The sequence below is a fragment of the Bradyrhizobium sp. SBR1B genome (assembly GCF_014198205.1).
Lineage (GTDB): Bacteria > Pseudomonadota > Alphaproteobacteria > Rhizobiales > Xanthobacteraceae > Bradyrhizobium.
The window spans coordinates 440,402-455,779 of sequence record NZ_JACIHC010000005.1 but is presented as its reverse complement, the minus strand read 5'-3'; the positions used below and the strand labels follow the sequence as shown (position 1 = coordinate 455,779).

The 15,378-nt window shown below is 65.0% G+C and carries 13 protein-coding genes; 5 read left to right on the top strand and 8 right to left on the bottom strand.

Annotated elements, in window-relative coordinates:
• Nucleotides 1–75 precede the first annotated feature (75 nt).
• The gene (locus tag GGD61_RS16790; protein WP_092251587.1) at nucleotides 76–1,890 is read left to right on the top strand and encodes a caspase family protein; all 1,815 of its coding nucleotides are present in this window, start codon (nucleotides 76–78) and stop codon (nucleotides 1,888–1,890) included.
• A gap of 44 nt (nucleotides 1,891–1,934) precedes the next feature.
• On the opposite strand, the gene GGD61_RS16785 is transcribed toward GGD61_RS16790, so the two are convergent.
• Both GGD61_RS16785 and GGD61_RS16780 read right to left on the bottom strand, forming a co-directional pair.
• A complete protein-coding gene (locus tag GGD61_RS16785) occupies nucleotides 1,935–2,627 on the bottom strand; it encodes a DUF1345 domain-containing protein (protein ID WP_092251588.1) in 693 nt (230 codons plus the stop codon).
• 9 nt (nucleotides 2,628–2,636) lie between these two features.
• On the bottom strand, nucleotides 2,637–3,560 hold the full coding sequence (locus GGD61_RS16780; RefSeq protein WP_092251589.1) for a polyprenyl synthetase family protein: 924 nt from the start codon (nucleotides 3,558–3,560) through the stop codon (nucleotides 2,637–2,639).
• 160 nt (nucleotides 3,561–3,720) lie between these two features.
• Here GGD61_RS16780 and mtgA point away from each other — a divergent pair, with 160 nt between their 5' ends.
• The 3 genes from mtgA (at nucleotide 3,721) to GGD61_RS16765 (ending at nucleotide 5,537) form a co-directional block, all read left to right on the top strand.
• Nucleotides 3,721–4,395, top strand: a complete 675-nt coding sequence (mtgA, locus tag GGD61_RS16775) for a monofunctional biosynthetic peptidoglycan transglycosylase (RefSeq protein ID WP_092251590.1) — start codon at nucleotides 3,721–3,723, stop codon at nucleotides 4,393–4,395.
• 168 nt (nucleotides 4,396–4,563) lie between these two features.
• Nucleotides 4,564–4,746 carry a 50S ribosomal protein L32 gene (gene rpmF, locus GGD61_RS16770; protein ID WP_007598106.1) on the top strand — a complete coding sequence of 61 codons (183 nt, stop codon included), beginning with the start codon at nucleotides 4,564–4,566 and terminating at the stop codon, nucleotides 4,744–4,746.
• A gap of 143 nt (nucleotides 4,747–4,889) precedes the next feature.
• Nucleotides 4,890–5,537: a hypothetical protein gene (locus GGD61_RS16765; protein WP_177236852.1), complete on the top strand. Its 648-nt coding sequence runs from the start codon at nucleotides 4,890–4,892 to the stop codon at nucleotides 5,535–5,537.
• Between the two features lie 6 nt (nucleotides 5,538–5,543).
• Here GGD61_RS16765 and GGD61_RS16760 read toward each other — a convergent pair whose 3' ends face one another.
• The gene (locus GGD61_RS16760) at nucleotides 5,544–5,804 is read right to left on the bottom strand and encodes a hypothetical protein (protein WP_018316756.1); all 261 of its coding nucleotides are present in this window, start codon (nucleotides 5,802–5,804) and stop codon (nucleotides 5,544–5,546) included.
• Nucleotides 5,805–6,027: 223 nt separating this feature from the next.
• On the opposite strand from GGD61_RS16760, the gene GGD61_RS16755 reads away from it, so the two are divergent.
• Nucleotides 6,028–7,722 (top strand): bifunctional diguanylate cyclase/phosphodiesterase, encoded by a 1,695-nt coding sequence (locus GGD61_RS16755; protein ID WP_092251592.1) that lies wholly within the window; start codon nucleotides 6,028–6,030, stop codon nucleotides 7,720–7,722.
• 135 nt (nucleotides 7,723–7,857) lie between these two features.
• Here GGD61_RS16755 and GGD61_RS16750 read toward each other — a convergent pair whose 3' ends face one another.
• The 5 genes from GGD61_RS16750 to GGD61_RS16730 form a co-directional block, all read right to left on the bottom strand.
• Complete coding sequence (locus GGD61_RS16750; protein ID WP_092251593.1) at nucleotides 7,858–9,366, bottom strand: tripartite tricarboxylate transporter permease; 1,509 nt, start codon at nucleotides 9,364–9,366, stop codon at nucleotides 7,858–7,860.
• A 4-nt stretch (nucleotides 9,367–9,370) separates the two neighbouring features.
• Nucleotides 9,371–9,856: a tripartite tricarboxylate transporter TctB family protein gene (locus GGD61_RS16745; protein WP_092251594.1), complete on the bottom strand. Its 486-nt coding sequence runs from the start codon at nucleotides 9,854–9,856 to the stop codon at nucleotides 9,371–9,373.
• A 147-nt stretch (nucleotides 9,857–10,003) separates the two neighbouring features.
• The gene (locus GGD61_RS16740; protein WP_018316760.1) at nucleotides 10,004–10,981 is read right to left on the bottom strand and encodes a tripartite tricarboxylate transporter substrate binding protein; all 978 of its coding nucleotides are present in this window, start codon (nucleotides 10,979–10,981) and stop codon (nucleotides 10,004–10,006) included.
• A 208-nt stretch (nucleotides 10,982–11,189) separates the two neighbouring features.
• Entirely contained in the window at nucleotides 11,190–14,057 is a 2,868-nt protein-coding gene (locus GGD61_RS16735; RefSeq protein ID WP_183230923.1) for a PAS-domain containing protein, read from the bottom strand.
• Between the two features lie 352 nt (nucleotides 14,058–14,409).
• A complete protein-coding gene (locus tag GGD61_RS16730) occupies nucleotides 14,410–15,285 on the bottom strand; it encodes a hypothetical protein (RefSeq protein ID WP_018316762.1) in 876 nt (291 codons plus the stop codon).
• Nucleotides 15,286–15,378 lie beyond the last annotated feature (93 nt).

Below are 15,378 nucleotides of genomic sequence, written 5' to 3'. Positions count from 1 at the left end.
ACAAGCGCCGGCACCGGATCCTGCTAAAGCGGTCCCAAGGGGGACCGAAACGTCCCGAACTTCGGAAGTCGTGTCATGCGCAATCTGCTCAGACTCTGCCCGCTTCTCCTCGCCGCCGTGCTGTTGTTCGGCATGGATCCCGCTCTTGCCGGCAACCGCGTCGCGCTGGTGATCGCCAACTCGGCCTATCAGCACGCGCCGTCGCTCGCCAATCCCGTCAATGACGGTGCGGTGATGGCGAAGACGCTGAAAGAGGCCGGTTTCAACAGCGTCGATTTCCGGCACGACCTGTCGGCCCTGGATACCCGGCGCGTGCTGCGCGATTTTGCCGATGCGACCCGCAATGCCGACATCGCCGTGGTCTACTATGCCGGCCACGGCATCGAGGTCGAGGGGTCGAATTATCTGATCCCCGTCGACGCCAAGCTCGAGCGCGACACCGACGTCTATGACGAGGCGCTCTCGCTCGACCGCGTTCTGGTCGCCGTCGAACCGGCAAAACAGCTTCGGCTGGTGATCCTGGATGCCTGCCGCGACAATCCGTTCGGCAAGACCATGAAGCGCACGGTGGCCGCGCGCAGTATCGGCCGGGGCCTCGCCCAGGTCGAGCCGACCAGCCCCAATACGCTGATCGCCTATTCGGCGAAGGCCGGCTTCACCGCTCAGGACGGCGACGGCGCCAACAGCCCCTTTACGGTCGCGCTGTCGAAGCATCTGACGACGCCGGGCCTCGACGTCCGCCGTGCCTTCGGCTTCGTGCGCGACGACGTGCTCAAGTCGACCGGCAACAAGCAGGAGCCGTTCGTCTACGGCTCGCTCGGTGGCGAGGACGTGCCGCTGGTTCCGGTCAAGGTGACGGCCGCAGCAACGGTTGCGCCCGCGCCGAACCCGCAGGCCGATATCCGCCGCGACTACGAGCTCGCGCTCCAGGTCGGCAACAAGGCGGCGTGGGCCGCTTTCCTCGCCCAGCATCCCGATGGCTTCTATGCGAGCCTCGCCAAGCTTCAGGTCGAGAAAATTGGTGCCGAGCAAGCCCATGCGGCTGCCACCGAGAAGGCGAAACAGGCCGAGGCAGAACGCGATCGTCTCGCCGCGCTCGGCGCGCAGAAGGATGCGCAGGCCAAAGCCGCGGCCGATGCGAAGGCCGCCGAGCAGGCGCAGCTCGCTGCGCAGAAGGCCAAGGAGCAGGCGCAACAGCAGGCAGCTGCCGCCGAGCAGCAGCGCGTCAATCTCGCCGCTGCGGCGCCGAGCGCTGCGCCGGCCAGCACCGCGAGCCCCGCCGGCACCAACGTTGCCTCTCTGACGCCGGCGACCGCGCCGGCCGATCTCAGCCGTTCGGTGCAGACCGAGCTCGGCCGCGTCGGCTGCTTCTCGGGCACTGCCGACGGCAATTGGAGCACATCCTCGCAGCGCTCGCTGTCGCAGTTCAACCGCTATGCCGGCACCAAGCTCGACGTGAAGGTGGCGAGCACGGACGCGCTGGATGCGGTCAAGGCCAAGCCGTCACGCGTCTGCCCGCTGGTCTGCGAGCACGGCTTCAAGGCCGATGGCGACAAGTGCACCAAGATCGTCTGCCGTGAGGGCTATGCGGTCAACGACGACAATGAGTGCGAGAAGAAGCGCGCCGCCAAGCCGGCCAAGCCTGCAACGGCGAAGCGCGATGACGGTGATGAACGTCCCGCCCGGCAGCGTCCTCAGGCCGGCGGCGCGGCGGGCGGCTATGGTGCCGCGGCCGGCATTGCGGCCGCTGCCGGCGCCGGTCGCGCCGCAGGTGGCGGGCAAGTCATCTGCAATAGCACTGGCTGCCGTCCGGTCAGCCGCGGTTGCCACCTCGAATATCGCGGCGGCGGCGGCCCCGGCAACGATGCCAATGCCGAGGTGTGTCGTTAGGGCATGCATGATCCAGGTCGTCGTCCCGAAAGCCCGGGACGACGTCAGGTCGCAATCGCGCTCGCCGCGATGTTGACCGTCAGTGCCAGCAAGGCCGTGTTGTAGATGAACGATACGATCCCGTGCGCCGTGGCCGTGCGGCGGATCGTCTTGTCGGTGATGCCGACGTCGGAGACCTGCGCGGTCATGCCGATCACGAACGAGAAATAGACGAAGTCCCAGTAGTCGGCGTGGTCTTCTTTGTCGCCGCTCGGGAACTGAAGGCCGCCCGGCTTGGCATTCCGATAATAATCATGCGCGTAGTGCAGCGCGAAGGTCGTGTGCACGGCGGCCCATGACAGGGCGATGGTGCTGATTGCGATGGTCAGCTCCAACACGCCCCGATGCGGTGTGCCGAGTTCTGAGACGATCGCGGCGATGCTGGCGAAGGCGCCGGTCGCCGTCACCAGCAGGATCACGAAACGGCCGTCGTCCTGCATCGCGGCGGCGCGCCGGATATGGTGATGGTCGTTGCAAAGCATCATTGCGTAGACCAGCACGAGATAGACCGCGATCAGCGCATCCCAGCCGAACAGGAGCCGTGTCACCAGCCGGTGCGAGCCCGGCAGCAGCAGACAGACCAGGACGCCAGCCGCGAGCGCGATGAAGGTCCGCGGCCGCGCGTAAAGCAGCCGCATCGGCCGCGACATCTGGCGGAAGCGGACGAGGACGGGATCTTCTTTGCCCTCGGCCGCCATCGATGCGTGTCAGCTCTTCCGCTCGGCGACAAACCGCGCGGCTGCCTGCAGCACGGCGGCGCGCTCACCGAAGATCGAGACCGCGCTGTCGGCCCGGGCGAGCAGGTCGCGCACGCGCTGCTTGGCGCCTTCGATGCCGAGCTGGGTGACGAAGGTGGTCTTGCCGAGCGCGGCATCGGCGCCGGCCGGCTTGCCGAGGGCCGCCGCATCGCCCTCGACATCGAGCAGATCGTCGGCGATCTGGAAGGCTTCGCCGAGCGCGCGGCCGTAATCGTCGAGTGCCTGATATTCTTTCTGCGAGGCCTGGCCGAGGATCGCGCCGGCGATGCAGCCGTAACGCAAGAGCGCGCCGGTCTTCATCTGCTGAATGCGGGCGACATCGATCGGCTCGTTGCCGCCAAAGCGGCCTTCGCCGGCGAGGTCGAGGATCTGGCCGCCGACCATGCCGCCGATGCCGGCGCAGCGCGCCAGCGCGCGCGTCAGCAGCAGCCGCACATTGGCGTCGCGATGGATTTCGTCACGGGTGACGATGTCGAAGGCCAGCGTCAGCAGACCGTCGCCGGCGAGGATCGCGGTCGCGTCATCGGTCTGCTTGTGCAGGGTGGGGCGGCCGCGGCGCAGGTCCGAATTGTCCATGGCGGGCAGATCGTCGTGGATCAGCGAATAGCAGTGGATGCATTCGAGCGCGGCGCCGACCAGCAACGCGGCTTCACGGGGAACACCGAACACGGCCGCGCTCTCGACCACCAGGAACGGGCGCAGACGCTTGCCGCCGTTCAGGCTCGAGTAGCGCATTGCGTCCATCAGTCGCTTGGGCCGGGCGATCTCATCGTGCAGGATGTCGTCCGACAACAGGCGCCCGAGCAGGGCCTCGGTGTCATCAGCGGTCTTGTCCAGACGCTTGGCGAAATCGGACGGGGACGTGCCGGTCATCAAGAAGGGCTCCAGAACTAAAATTCGGCGGACAATCCTTTATGCGCCCGCCCCAGTCAATCGTTTGGAAGGCCTAAAAAGTGCTGGAAAAGGCCCGAATTATCACAGACTTAATGGGGAGAGCCGTGGCCGCGTTTCGTTCCATGCCGGAAAGGTCGATTTGCGCATCGTCAAAATCCTGCTGGTAGCGCTCGCGGTCGTCATTCTCGCGCCCTATGTGATCGCGCCGTTCTACCGAACCGGCCATCCGGTTTCGACACTGATGGCGTGGCGTTCGCTTCGCGGCGCGCCAATGCAGCGGGAATGGATCGATCTGGCGGCGATGTCGCCCTATCTGCCGCGCGCGGTGGTGGCGGCTGAGGACGCACATTTCTGCAAGCATCACGGCATCGATTGGGGGGCGCTGCGCGAGGCGATCGATGACGCGCAAGAGGACGGCACGCCGTTCCGGGGCGCCTCCACCATTACCCAGCAGGTCGCAAAAAACCTGTTCCTCTGGCAGGGGCGGGATTTCGTCCGCAAGGCGCTCGAATTCCCGCTGGCGCTCTGGATCGATCTTGTCCTGCCCAAGCCGCGGATCCTGGAGATTTACCTCAACATCGCCGAGCTCGGCCCGCAGGGCCAGTTCGGGGTAGGGGCGGCCAGCGCCTATGCCTTCGGCAAATCGGCCGCCGCCCTCTCTCCGCGTGAGGCGGCCCTTCTAGCCTCGATCCTGCCGAATCCGGTCAAACGCAGCGCCAAAACCCCCGGTCCGGGCGTCCGGCGGCTGGCAGGGACCTATGTGGCAAGGGCGCAGGCCTCTTCGCTTGCGACCTGCTGGCGGGAAAATCGCTGATTTTGGGCCCTTTTCGGGCGCATTTTCCGGCCCAAGAGCCTAGCTTTGCAGCCAGCCTTCCTCTATAAGCGCGACCTTGATCGGCATTCAGCTCGCCTCGGATTGCGGGTGCTGAGCCGTCCCTCGCGGACGATGCCCTGATAACACCAATCCCTAGAGGATATTGAAATGGCCGTTCCGAGAAGAAAAACCTCGCCGTCGCGCCGTGGCATGCGCCGCTCGGCAGACGCCATCAAGAAGCCGACCTATGTGGAAGACAAGGACTCCGGCGAGCTGCGTCGTCCGCACCATCTCGACCTCAAGACCGGCATGTACAAGGGCCGCCAGGTCCTGAAGAAGAAAGAGTCCTGAGTTAAGGACCTTTCTCCAGGCGGGATGATTGCGCCTGCCTGATTTCGGCCAACCCATGAGATATGACAGTGGCGGCGGCGGAGCTAATGCTTCGCCGCCGCATTGTCCTGTCTGGATATCTTGATCGAGAAGGCATTTCGCCGATGGTCGGTTTCCCGCTGCTTCTGATTCCGCTCGCGGTCTACAACATCATCGCCTTCCTGATGCCGACCGTGTCCTTCACGGACGTGCTGTTCAAGGTGCCGATGGTCTCAGGCGAGACCTGGCCGGTCACGCTCGCCGATGTGATGCTGGCGCTCGGTATCGTGCTGCTGCTGCTCGAAGTGGTGAAGGGCGCGCGGCCGGGCTCGAAATTCCTGATGGATCATCTGCTGTCACTGATCCTGTTTGGTGCTGCCGCTGCCGAATTCGTGATGTGGCCCAAATTCGGCAACTCGACCTATTTCCTGCTGGTGCTGCTCGCGATGGCCGATTTCCTCGGCGGTATTGCCCAGCGCACGCGCCGCCGCGTCACTTATGTCGCCGAGACAACGGTGCCGGCGTCACGCAAGGCCAAGCGCCAGGTGGAAGCTCCGGATGCCGTGGCCGAGCCCAAGTTCGAACCGGTTTCCGCGCCGATCGCAGCACCGGCGGCACCGCCCGCGCCCTCGGCACAGTCGGTCGCCGAATCCGTGCTGATGGATCCTCCCGCACCCAAGCCGGTGCAGAGCACGCCCTCGCCGGAAGTCCCCTCGCCGCATTTGCAGCCGGGCGACGGCACGTCTCCGTCCCCCGACACGCCGCCGCGCTGACCGATCTCAAGCCACCTGCCGCGTGCGCGCGCTGACGCTTTGCAGCGGGCGCTTGTCGCCATAGGCCGTCTGCGCATCTTCGGAAGAGGCGCGGCGCAGCCGGCTCGCCTGGGGCAGATGTTCGGCATTGGCGATCAGCTGGGCGACGAAGCTCGGATCGGGGCGCGGCAACGGCGTCTTGTGGACCCATTGCAAAATCGGCAGTACCGGCACCAGGGCCGTGCCTGTGCCGCTATCCGCCGCGTCCGATCGATCGGTACTCAACATCGCTATCACCGTTGATCCGGCAGAGCCTGTCGCGTTTCGGGACGCTGGTGCCGGGTGCGTGTCAGTACTCGCAAGGCCTATGCCGGACGGGCCGGTTTGGTTCCCCCGGCTTGTAGAAACGTGGTTTCCAAATTGTTTATCAACTTTGCCTAGGTTTGGGGGCGAATCTAGCTCTATCCTGTGTCAGCTCAGGACTTTCCCGCTGTCCCGAAACGAGGCGATTTTGATCCCCGCATTACCGCAAGCCTCCGATATCCTGGCCGCCCTCGGCCAGGCCGTGTTTGCCTGGGACATTGGCAGTGATGCGATCGTCTGGGGTGACCAGGTCGGCAGCGTCTTTCCCGGCATTCCCGCCGAGCGGCTGGCGACGGGGGCCGAATTCGCCAAGCTGATCGAGCCCTCGCCAACGCTGCGGACCGCCGCGCTGGCGCAAGCCTATGCCGTGCATGGTGCCGACGGCACGCCCTACCGGGTCGAGTACGGCGTGCGCATGAGCGCTGCCGATCCCGTGATCTGGATCGAGGAGACCGGCCGCTGGTTCGCCGGCCCCGACGGCCGCCCGGTGCGCGCGATCGGCTCGGTCCGAATCAACAATGAACGCCACGCCCGCGACGAGGAGCTGACCAAGCTGGCCCGGCTCGATCCGCTGACCGGCGAGCTCAACCGCTCTCATCTGATTGCCGCGCTGGCCGAGGCGATCGAGGAGACGACCCGCTTCCGCTCGACCGCGGCCTTCATGCTGGTCGGTATCGACCATCTTGCCCGCGTCAACGACGCCTTCGGCTTCGACGTTGCCGACGCCGTGATCCTCGACATCGCCAAGCGCATCCGCTCGCGCCTGCGTGGCGGCGACGTGCTCGGCCGCTTTTCCGGCAACAAGTTCGGCCTGATCCTGAAGAACTGCACCGTCGACGACATGAATGTCGCCGCCGAGCGCTTCCTCGCCGGCATTCGCGACGAGGTAGTGCCGACCAAATCCGGTCCGGTCTCGGTCACCGCCTCGATCGGCGCGGTCAGCGTACCGCGCTATGCCCGCAACACCGACGAGGCCGTCAACCGCGCTCATGAGACGCTGGATGCCGCCAAGCGCCGCCGCGTCGGCTCGTTCGCGGCATGGCGTCCGGACGCCACACGCGACGCGCAGCGCCGCGTCAACATCCGCGTTACCGACGAGATCGTCACCGCGCTGAACGAGCGCCGCATCAAGCTCGCCTATGAGCCGGTGGTCTCGGCCGTCTCCCGCGAGCGCGCATTCCATGAATGCCTGGTGCGGATGGACCAGGGCGACGGCCAGGTGCTGCTCGCGCCCGACATCGTGCCGGTCGCCGAACGGCTCGGCCTGATCCGCCTGGTCGATCACCGCGTGCTCGAGCTCGTGGTCGCCGAGCTCGCCGCCGCGCCCGACATCTGCCTCAGCCTCAACATCTCGCCTGATACGACGATGGATCCGGACTGGTGGGCGGGCATCGAATCGCTGATGCAGGCCCATCCCGGCGTTGCCGAGCGGCTGATCGTCGAGATCACCGAGACGGTCGCGATCCAGGACATCGATGATGTCCGCGCCTTCGTTGGCCGCCTCAAGCATTTCGGCAGCCGCATCGCCATCGACGATTTCGGCGCCGGCTACACCTCGTTCCGAAACTTGCGCAAGCTCGGCGTGGATATCGTGAAGATCGATGGCGCGTTCGTGCAGAACATCACTCATTCCGCCGACGACCGCGCCTTCGTGCAGACCCTGATCGATCTCGCCCGCCGCCTCGACATCAAGACCGTCGCCGAATGGGTGCAGGACGAGGAAGCCGCAAGCATGCTGCGCGATTGGGGCTGCGACTACATCCAGGGCCGCCTGATCGGGCTTGCGTCTGGCGAGCGTCCGTGGGGGACTTCAACGGATAGTGCGCTTCCTGCTGCATGCTGAGGTCTCGTAGGGCGGGCAAAGGCGCACTTGCGCCGTGCCCACCATTCCTCCGTGATGGATACAGATCGTGGGTACGCTTCCGCCTTCGCTCTTCGAGCTACGGCGGACAAGTCGCTTTGCCCACCCTGCGAAACTTCACGCCCCCTCATCCAGCGCCACCAGCTCGCGCTTCTTGCGCAGCGACGGCAATAGCGGCGCGATCAGCAGCACCAGGGCAAACACGAGACAGACCCCCGAGATCGGCCGCTGTACGAAGGTCCAGAGATCGCCCTGCGACAGGATCAGTGACTTGCGCAGATTGTTCTCCATCATCGGTCCCAGCACGAAAGCCAGCACAAGCGGCGCTGGCTCGTAGCCGAGCTTGCGCATGAAATAGCCGATGATCCCGAACGCGATCATCACATAGACGTCGAACACGTTGTTGCTGGAGCAGTAGACGCCCAGGATCGTGAACAGGATGATCAGGGGGAACAGGATGTTGTACGGCAGCTTGAGCAGCTGCACCCACATGCCGATCATCGGCAGGTTCAGGATCAGCAGCATGACGTTGCCGATATACATGCTGGCGACGATGCCCCAGAACAGGCCGGGGTTCTGCGTGATCAGCAGCGGTCCCGGCTGCAGGCCGTGGATGACGAAGGCGCCGAGCAGCAGCGCCATCACCACGTTCGGCGGAATGCCGAGCGTCATCAGCGGAATGAAGGCGCCGCCCGCCGCGGCGTTGTTCGCCGATTCCGGTCCGGCAACGCCTTCGATCGCGCCATGGCCGAAGCGCTCCGGCGTCTTCGACAGCCGCTTCTCCAGCGCGTAGGAGGCAAAGGACGCCACCACCGCGCCGCCGCCCGGCAGGATGCCGAGGAAGAAGCCGAGGATGGTGCCGCGGCCGACCGGACCTGCGCTCGCCTTCCAGTCCTCCCTGGTGGGCAGCAGATGGGTGATCTTGGTGTTGATGATGTCGCGCTTGATCGCCTGCTCGGTGTTGAGCAGCACCTCCGCAACGCCGAACAGGCCCATCACGACGGGCACCAGCCCGATGCCGTCGATCAGCTCCATGCGGCCGAAGGTCAGACGCGGCTGCGCCGTGATGCTGTCGAGCCCGATCAGTCCGAGCACGACGCCGATGCACGCCATCAGCAATGCCTTCGGCATCGAGCCCTGGGTCAGGAAGGTGAGCACCACGAGGCCAAGCACCATCAGGCTGAAATATTCGGCCGGGCCGAACGCGATGGCAACGCTGGCCAGCTTCGGCGCGACCAGCATCAAGGCGATCAGCGCGAATGTGCCGGCAATGAAGGAGCCGAAGGCGGAAATGCCGAGTGCAGGGCCAGCGCGTCCCTGCTTCGCCATCTGGTGGCCGTCGATGCAGGTGACGACGGAGGCCGCCTCGCCGGGGATGTTGACCAGGATCGAGGTGGTCGAGCCGCCATACATCGAGCCGTAATAGATCCCGGCCATCATGATGATGCCGGATTCCGGCGTGCCCGACAGCGTCACGGGCAGCAGGAGCGACATCGCCGAGATCGGCCCGATGCCCGGCAGCACGCCGACCAGCGTGCCGATGAAGACGCCGATGAAGCAGTAGAGCAGGTTGACTGGCAGCAGCGCGACGCCGAACCCATGCGCGACATTGACAAGCGTATCCATAGGGTCAGCCGATCCCGAACAGGCCCGAGGGCAGCTGGATCAGCAGCAGCCGCTTGAGCACCCACCACATGCCTGATGGCACCAGGACGGCGATCGGGATCGCCAGCGTCCAGCGGACGGGATCGATCAGCCGCAACAGCAGCAGCACCAGGGGGATCGACGACAGCAGGAAGCCGAGTGGTTCCAGCGCAATGGAGAATGCCACGAGACAGGCAATCAGCAGGAGCGGCTTGCTCCAGCGCACATTCTCCCAGCGCGAGGCCAGCGTCGGCGCGCCCTCGGTGACCGCCGAGACGATGATGGCGCCTGCGAACACGCACATCAGGATGCCCGTGTAGAACAGCACGTAGCCGGAGCCGGGATCGTTGATGGTGCCGAGCTTGAGCTTCATGCCGGACCAGATCACGAATCCGCCGAGCGCGAGCCCGATCAGCCCGCCCCAGAGCTCGGAATTGCTGAGGCGGAGTTTGACGTTGGTGTCGTTGTTCATGTGAAGCGCCTTGAGATCACCGTCGTCCTAAGGTGGCGGAGCGCAGCGTAGCCCTCGAAGGGCGACGGTGCCCCGATCCATCCTTCGAGGCGAGCCGCAAGCGCGGCTCGCACCTCAGGATGACGTCAGCATGTGTGGTGGGACAAGCTACTTCTTCGCGAGCCCGAGCGTATCGATCACCTTGCGCTCGGACTCCGTGACCTCGACGACGAACTTCTTGTAGTCCTCGGTGTTCTTGTAGTTCGGCACCATGTCGTATTTGGCGAGCGTCGCGACCACCGCTGGATCCTCGACCGCCTTCTTGAAGGCATCGTGCAGCTTGGCGACGATCTTTGGATCCATGCCTTTCGGGCCGGCGATGCCGAAGGGGGAATCATAAACCATGGGATAGCCGAGCTCCTTCAGCGTCGGCGCGTCGGGATAGTTCGGCGAGCGTGCGCCGGTCCACACCATCAGCAGCCGCAGCTTGCCGGCGTCGACCAGCGGCCGCCATCCCGTGGAGTCCGCCTGAAGCATCGTGTGCTGCCCCAGCACCGCGGCGTTGGTCTCCGCGCCGCCCTTGAAAGGAACTTGCGTCAGCTTGATACCGGACATTCCGGCGATCTGCTCCATGCCGATATGCAGCGAGGTGCCGGCGCCGGGCGTGGCATAGGTCACCTTGCCCGGATTCGCCTTGGCGAACTCCACGACGTCCTTCCAGCTCTTGAACTGCGACTCCGCGCTGGTGGTCACACCGAAGGTGTAGCCGGTGAGATGGATGATGTAGGTGAAGTCCTTGGCCGGATCCCACGACACTTCCTGCATCAAGGGCAGGCGGAACACTGTGATCGGAATCTGCGAGATGGTGTAGCCGTCCGGCTTCGCGGCCGCTGCCATGGTCGCGGGGCCCACCGTGCCGCCGCCGCCGGCCTTGTTGTCGATCACGATCGGCTGCCCCAGCACCTTCGAGGCGCTGTCGGCGATGGCGCGCATCGAGATATCGGTCGATCCGCCGGCCGGCCATGGCACGATCAGCGTGATCGGCTTGCTGGGATAGTCCTGCGCGCTTGCGGCAGTCGAGAGCAATGCGCCCATGACAGCATGCATCGCGGCAAATGCGATCGTCTTCAGCCCGTATCGCGGCATCGAAACTCCTCCCCTCGCGGCGGCCTCTTTGCGGGTCGCCGTTTCTCGTTCTTGCGCGGCGATTGTTCCTGAAATCGAGGGAGAAGAAAAGCGCATTGCGCGGACCGCGGGCGCCGGGCGGTGCGGCAATCCCGGTCGAGGCGGCACATGCGACAATTCGTCGTTTGGTCGTGTGCCGAGAGACGGAATTTGAGGGAGCAGAAAGCCGCTACGCCACGCGCCGGACCGTGTTCAGCGTCTCGATGGCGCGGCCGACCTCCGATGCGGGGCACGGCCTGCCGAAATAATAGCCCTGTACGGCGGTGCAGCCGCATTCGCGGACGAAGTCGAGTTGCTCCTCGGTCTCCACACCCTCCGCCGTCGTCTCGACGCCGAGCACGGAACCGAGGCTTGCGATGGTGCGGACGATGGCAACGCTCTCCGGACTTTCGCCGAGCGTGCCGACGAAGGAACGATCGATCTTGATGCGATCGAACGGAAACTTGCGTAAATAGCTCAGCGAGGAATAGCCGACGCCGAAATCGTCGAGGCTGACGCGCACGCCTAACGCGCGAAGCTGGTGCAGGATCTCGATCGTCGCCTCGCTGTCGTCGAGCAGCGCCGTCTCGGTGACCTCGAGCTCGAGCCGTTGCGGCGGCAGGCCGGCTTCGGCAAGTGCGCTCGTGACCATCGCCACCAGCCCGCGCGAACGGAACTGCACCGGCGACAGATTTACCGCGACGGTGACATCGGGCCAGGACGCGGCGGTCGCACAGGCGCTGCGCAGCACCCATTCGCCGATCGGAACGATCAGCCCGGTCTCTTCAGCGATCGGAATGAACTCGGCCGGCGAGACGAAGCCGCGCGAGGGATGTTTCCAGCGCAGGAGTGCCTCGAACCCGGTGAGCTCGGACGAATCGAGCCGCAGCTGCGGCTGGAATACCAGATGGAATTGACGCGCCTCGAGCGCGCCGCGCAGATCGTGCTCCAGCGCGTGCCGGCTGCGCGCCTCTTCCTCCATCTCGGGCTCGAACAGCTGATAGGCGCCGCGCCCCTTGGCCTTGGCCTGGTACAGCGCGAGATCTGCGCATTTCATCAGTTCGTCGGCATCGAGCCCGTGGTCTGGTGCGATCGCGATGCCGACGGAGGCGCCGACATGGATCGACTGGTTTTCCAGTGGCGGCGGATGACCGAGAACCTCGACCAGACGCCGGGCCAGCTTTTCCGCCGCTTGCGGCTGCGGTCCGCGCTGGAGCACGGCGAACTCGTCGCCGCCGAGCCGTGCGACGGTATCGTGCTCGCCGACATTCTCCTTCAGCCGCGCCGCGACCCAGCGCAGCAGCCGGTCGCCGGCGGCGTGGCCGAGGCGGTCGTTGACGGTCTTGAAATTGTCGAGGTCGAAGCACAGCACGGCCATGGCGCCGCCGGCGATCGCGACCTGGTTCAGTCCCTCGCCCATCTTTTCGCGGAACAGCGTGCGGTTGGGCAGGTCGGTCAACGAATCGTGCCGCGCCATGTGCGCGACGCGCGCCTGGGCCTTGTGGCGCTCGGTGACGTCCTCGTAGGTGACGACCCAGCCGCCATGCTCCATCCGCTTGTGATTGAGCTTGATGATGCGGCCGTCGCTCAAATGGCGATGCAGCGTATGCTCGCCCTCGCGCAGCCGCTCGACATAATCGGCATAGAGCCGCGCGGCTGTGGTGTTCTGATGGATGCCGAGCTCGCAGCTGTGCTCCATGATCTCGCGCATCGAGACGCCGGGCTTCACAATGTCAGGCGACAGGCCGTACATCTCGATGTAGCGGCGATTGCACACGATGACGCGCAGGCTCGCGTCGAGCATGCACAGGCCCTGGCTCATGTTGTTCAGCGCCGCGTCGAAGCGGCGATACTGCTCGCTCAGCTCCTCGATCGCGTGCTCGCGTTCGGTGATGTCCTCGTAAGTGGCGACGAAGCCGCCCTCGGGCAGCGCGCAATAGCGCACCGAGATCACTGTATCGTTCGACATGCGCCGGCGCATCGGCGAGGAATCGCGGTTCGCGATCCTGGCGCTGGCGGCTTCCAAGAGCTGCCGGGGGCTGTACTCGGACGAGAACGCGCCGTTCGCCATCGAGCGCTCGATCAGCTCGGCGAGATGCGTGCCGGGCCTGGTCTCCTCCGGCGACAGCAGGTAGATCTTGCGGTAGGTGGTGTTGCAGACGCGAAGGCGCATGTCGCTGTCATAGAAGGCGAGCCCGTGCGCCATGTTCTCCATCGCGGCATCGAGAATAAAATTCTGTTGCCGCAGCGTCTCTTCATATTGCAGCCGTTCCGTGACGTCCTCATGCACGGTCACCCAGCCGCCGTCGGGCAGGAAGCGCGAGACCGTCTGCACCATGCGTCCGTCATAACGCATCACCAGCAGGGACTTCGCCTTTCTGGTGCGCACGTCCTCCAGCCTGGATTTATGGAATTCGTCTGTCGGCATGCCCGGCAAATTGCCGCGCGATACCCAATGATCGAGCACCTCGCGATGCGAGGCGCCCGGCCTTACGATGCTGGGATCGAGGTTGTAGAGGTTCAGGAAACGTTCGTTGCAGACGACGACGCAACTGTCGGCATCATACATGATGAGGCCGTGCGACATGTTGGCGAGCGCGTGCTGGCTGCGCTCGGTCTGCACGCGCAATTCCGCCTCGAGCCGGGCGAGGCGGGTGACATCGTCGCAGATCGTCATCCAGCCGCCGCCGGGAAGCGGCTTCAACTCGAGCGACATGACGAGGCCGCTCGCCAGCTGCTGCTCGGTCCGGAACGGCTTTCCCCCAGCGATCTGCGCGATCCGCGCCGAATACAGCGTGTCGAGCTGGTCCTGGGGAAAGTTGCCGCGCATCGCACTATGCGCAAGTACCTCGCGGTAGCTCGTGCCCACGCGCACGATGTCGGCCGACATGTCGAACAGCGACAAGTAACGCTGGTTGACCAGCACGATCCGGTTGTCGGCATCGTAGACGCAGACGCCCTGTTCCATGTGGTCGAGCGCAAGCTGGCTCAGCGCGACCAGGGCCTCCGGGCCCTGCTCGCGGCGTGCACCAAGCTCGTTGTCGCGGGTCGACGTCATGGGATCGGCGGGATCTCGGCGAGCAATAGACTTAACGCAACCTAATTCAGCCGCCGAGGGTAGCGAAGAGGCCGGAAAATTCCCTTAAGCGCAGTAGTTTACGGAGGGTGACTGGCGATGGAGAGCGCGTCGGAAATGCGGAGGTGCGCGCGAGAGTTGGGCGGGAGGGCGCGTCAAATGAAGTGTCGTCCCTGCGAAAGCTGGGACCCATAACCACAGGGAAAGGTTTGACGAAGATTGGAAGTGAAGGGGCCTTCCCGTGGTACCAGCATTGCGGCTTAGAGACAGATCACGCGGTATGGGTCCCTGCGTTCGCAGGGACGACAGCGGTGGTCTGGTCCGACAGCCTTCCCTACGGCCCGTACAACACCAGTTCCGTATCGGTGAGGTCGCCGAGCTGCGGCCGATCCGGGCCCTTGAAGTATTTGCGACCGCGCCGCTCGGTATAAATACCGACCAGGCCGGGAAGCGGTCCATTGGAATCGATCGCCACCGCGATCTTGCCGAGCCGAAGCAGCAGCCGGCCGATACGGCCTGCGCAGGCGGCGTATTCCGCGGCGCTACGGCAATAGATCAGCTTCATCGCAGGAGGCGCGATGAAGCCGCGGCGGATGCGCACCGGTTGCAAGATGAAGGGGAATGTTCCCTTCGGCGTGCGGCAGACCAAGCTGAGGCAATTGTAGCGGGCATGCCGCGTCAAGAGCTCGGTTTCGGCTTCGGACAGCCCCTCGATCGTCTTGGCGTGAGGCGAGATGACCTCGATCTCGCTCCAGCGCGGGGGCCGTGCCAGGGCGGGAACCGAGAAGAATATGCCGCGGCAATAGGCGCGAAAGCCCTGCGTCTCGATGATCGGCCAGGTCCACGGCGCCGGGCTGATGTTGAAATAGGTCACATCCTTGTGCCGCTGCGCGATCTTGGTCAGCAGCGGGGCATAGTTGCGGTAGGCCGGATCGACATACCAGCTCGACAGATTGCACTGGATGGCGGTCTCTTCGCCGTTCTTCCGCGCCGTGTAGATCAGCAGCAGCACGCCGACCGGCGTGCCGTCACTCTCGAGCATGTAGCCGAAGCGCGGATAGCCCTCCGGCACGGACCGGAAGGCCTGCCGGCGCAGACCCTGGATCCAATAGTTCCGCGAGCGGCCGACGAAGCCGCGCGTCAGCAGGTCCGCGACCGCTTCGGCGTCGGACTCGGTGATCTCGCGGCATCGCACCTTGGTGTGAATCACGCTCGTCTTACCCGTGGAAATGACAGGCCTCGTTTGGTCTATTGTTTCAGCATGATATTGTCGGAAGACCGCTTTGCACTTTTCGCTGACGCG

Coding starts and splice junctions, on each gene's coding strand:
- GGD61_RS16765 (WP_177236852.1), top strand. CDS start 4,890: ATGGTCGGTTTCCCGCTGCTTCTGATTCCGCTCGCGGTCTACAACATC.
- GGD61_RS16740 (WP_018316760.1), bottom strand. CDS start 10,981: ATGCCGCGATACGGGCTGAAGACGATCGCATTTGCCGCGATGCATGCT.
- GGD61_RS16745 (WP_092251594.1), bottom strand. CDS start 9,856: ATGAACAACGACACCAACGTCAAACTCCGCCTCAGCAATTCCGAGCTC.
- GGD61_RS16750 (WP_092251593.1), bottom strand. CDS start 9,366: ATGGATACGCTTGTCAATGTCGCGCATGGGTTCGGCGTCGCGCTGCTG.
- GGD61_RS16780 (WP_092251589.1), bottom strand. CDS start 3,560: ATGACCGGCACGTCCCCGTCCGATTTCGCCAAGCGTCTGGACAAGACC.
- GGD61_RS16785 (WP_092251588.1), bottom strand. CDS start 2,627: ATGGCGGCCGAGGGCAAAGAAGATCCCGTCCTCGTCCGCTTCCGCCAG.
- GGD61_RS16760 (WP_018316756.1), bottom strand. CDS start 5,804: ATGTTGAGTACCGATCGATCGGACGCGGCGGATAGCGGCACAGGCACG.
- GGD61_RS16735 (WP_183230923.1), bottom strand. CDS start 14,057: ATGACGTCGACCCGCGACAACGAGCTTGGTGCACGCCGCGAGCAGGGC.
- rpmF (WP_007598106.1), top strand. CDS start 4,564: ATGGCCGTTCCGAGAAGAAAAACCTCGCCGTCGCGCCGTGGCATGCGC.
- GGD61_RS16790 (WP_092251587.1), top strand. CDS start 76: ATGCGCAATCTGCTCAGACTCTGCCCGCTTCTCCTCGCCGCCGTGCTG.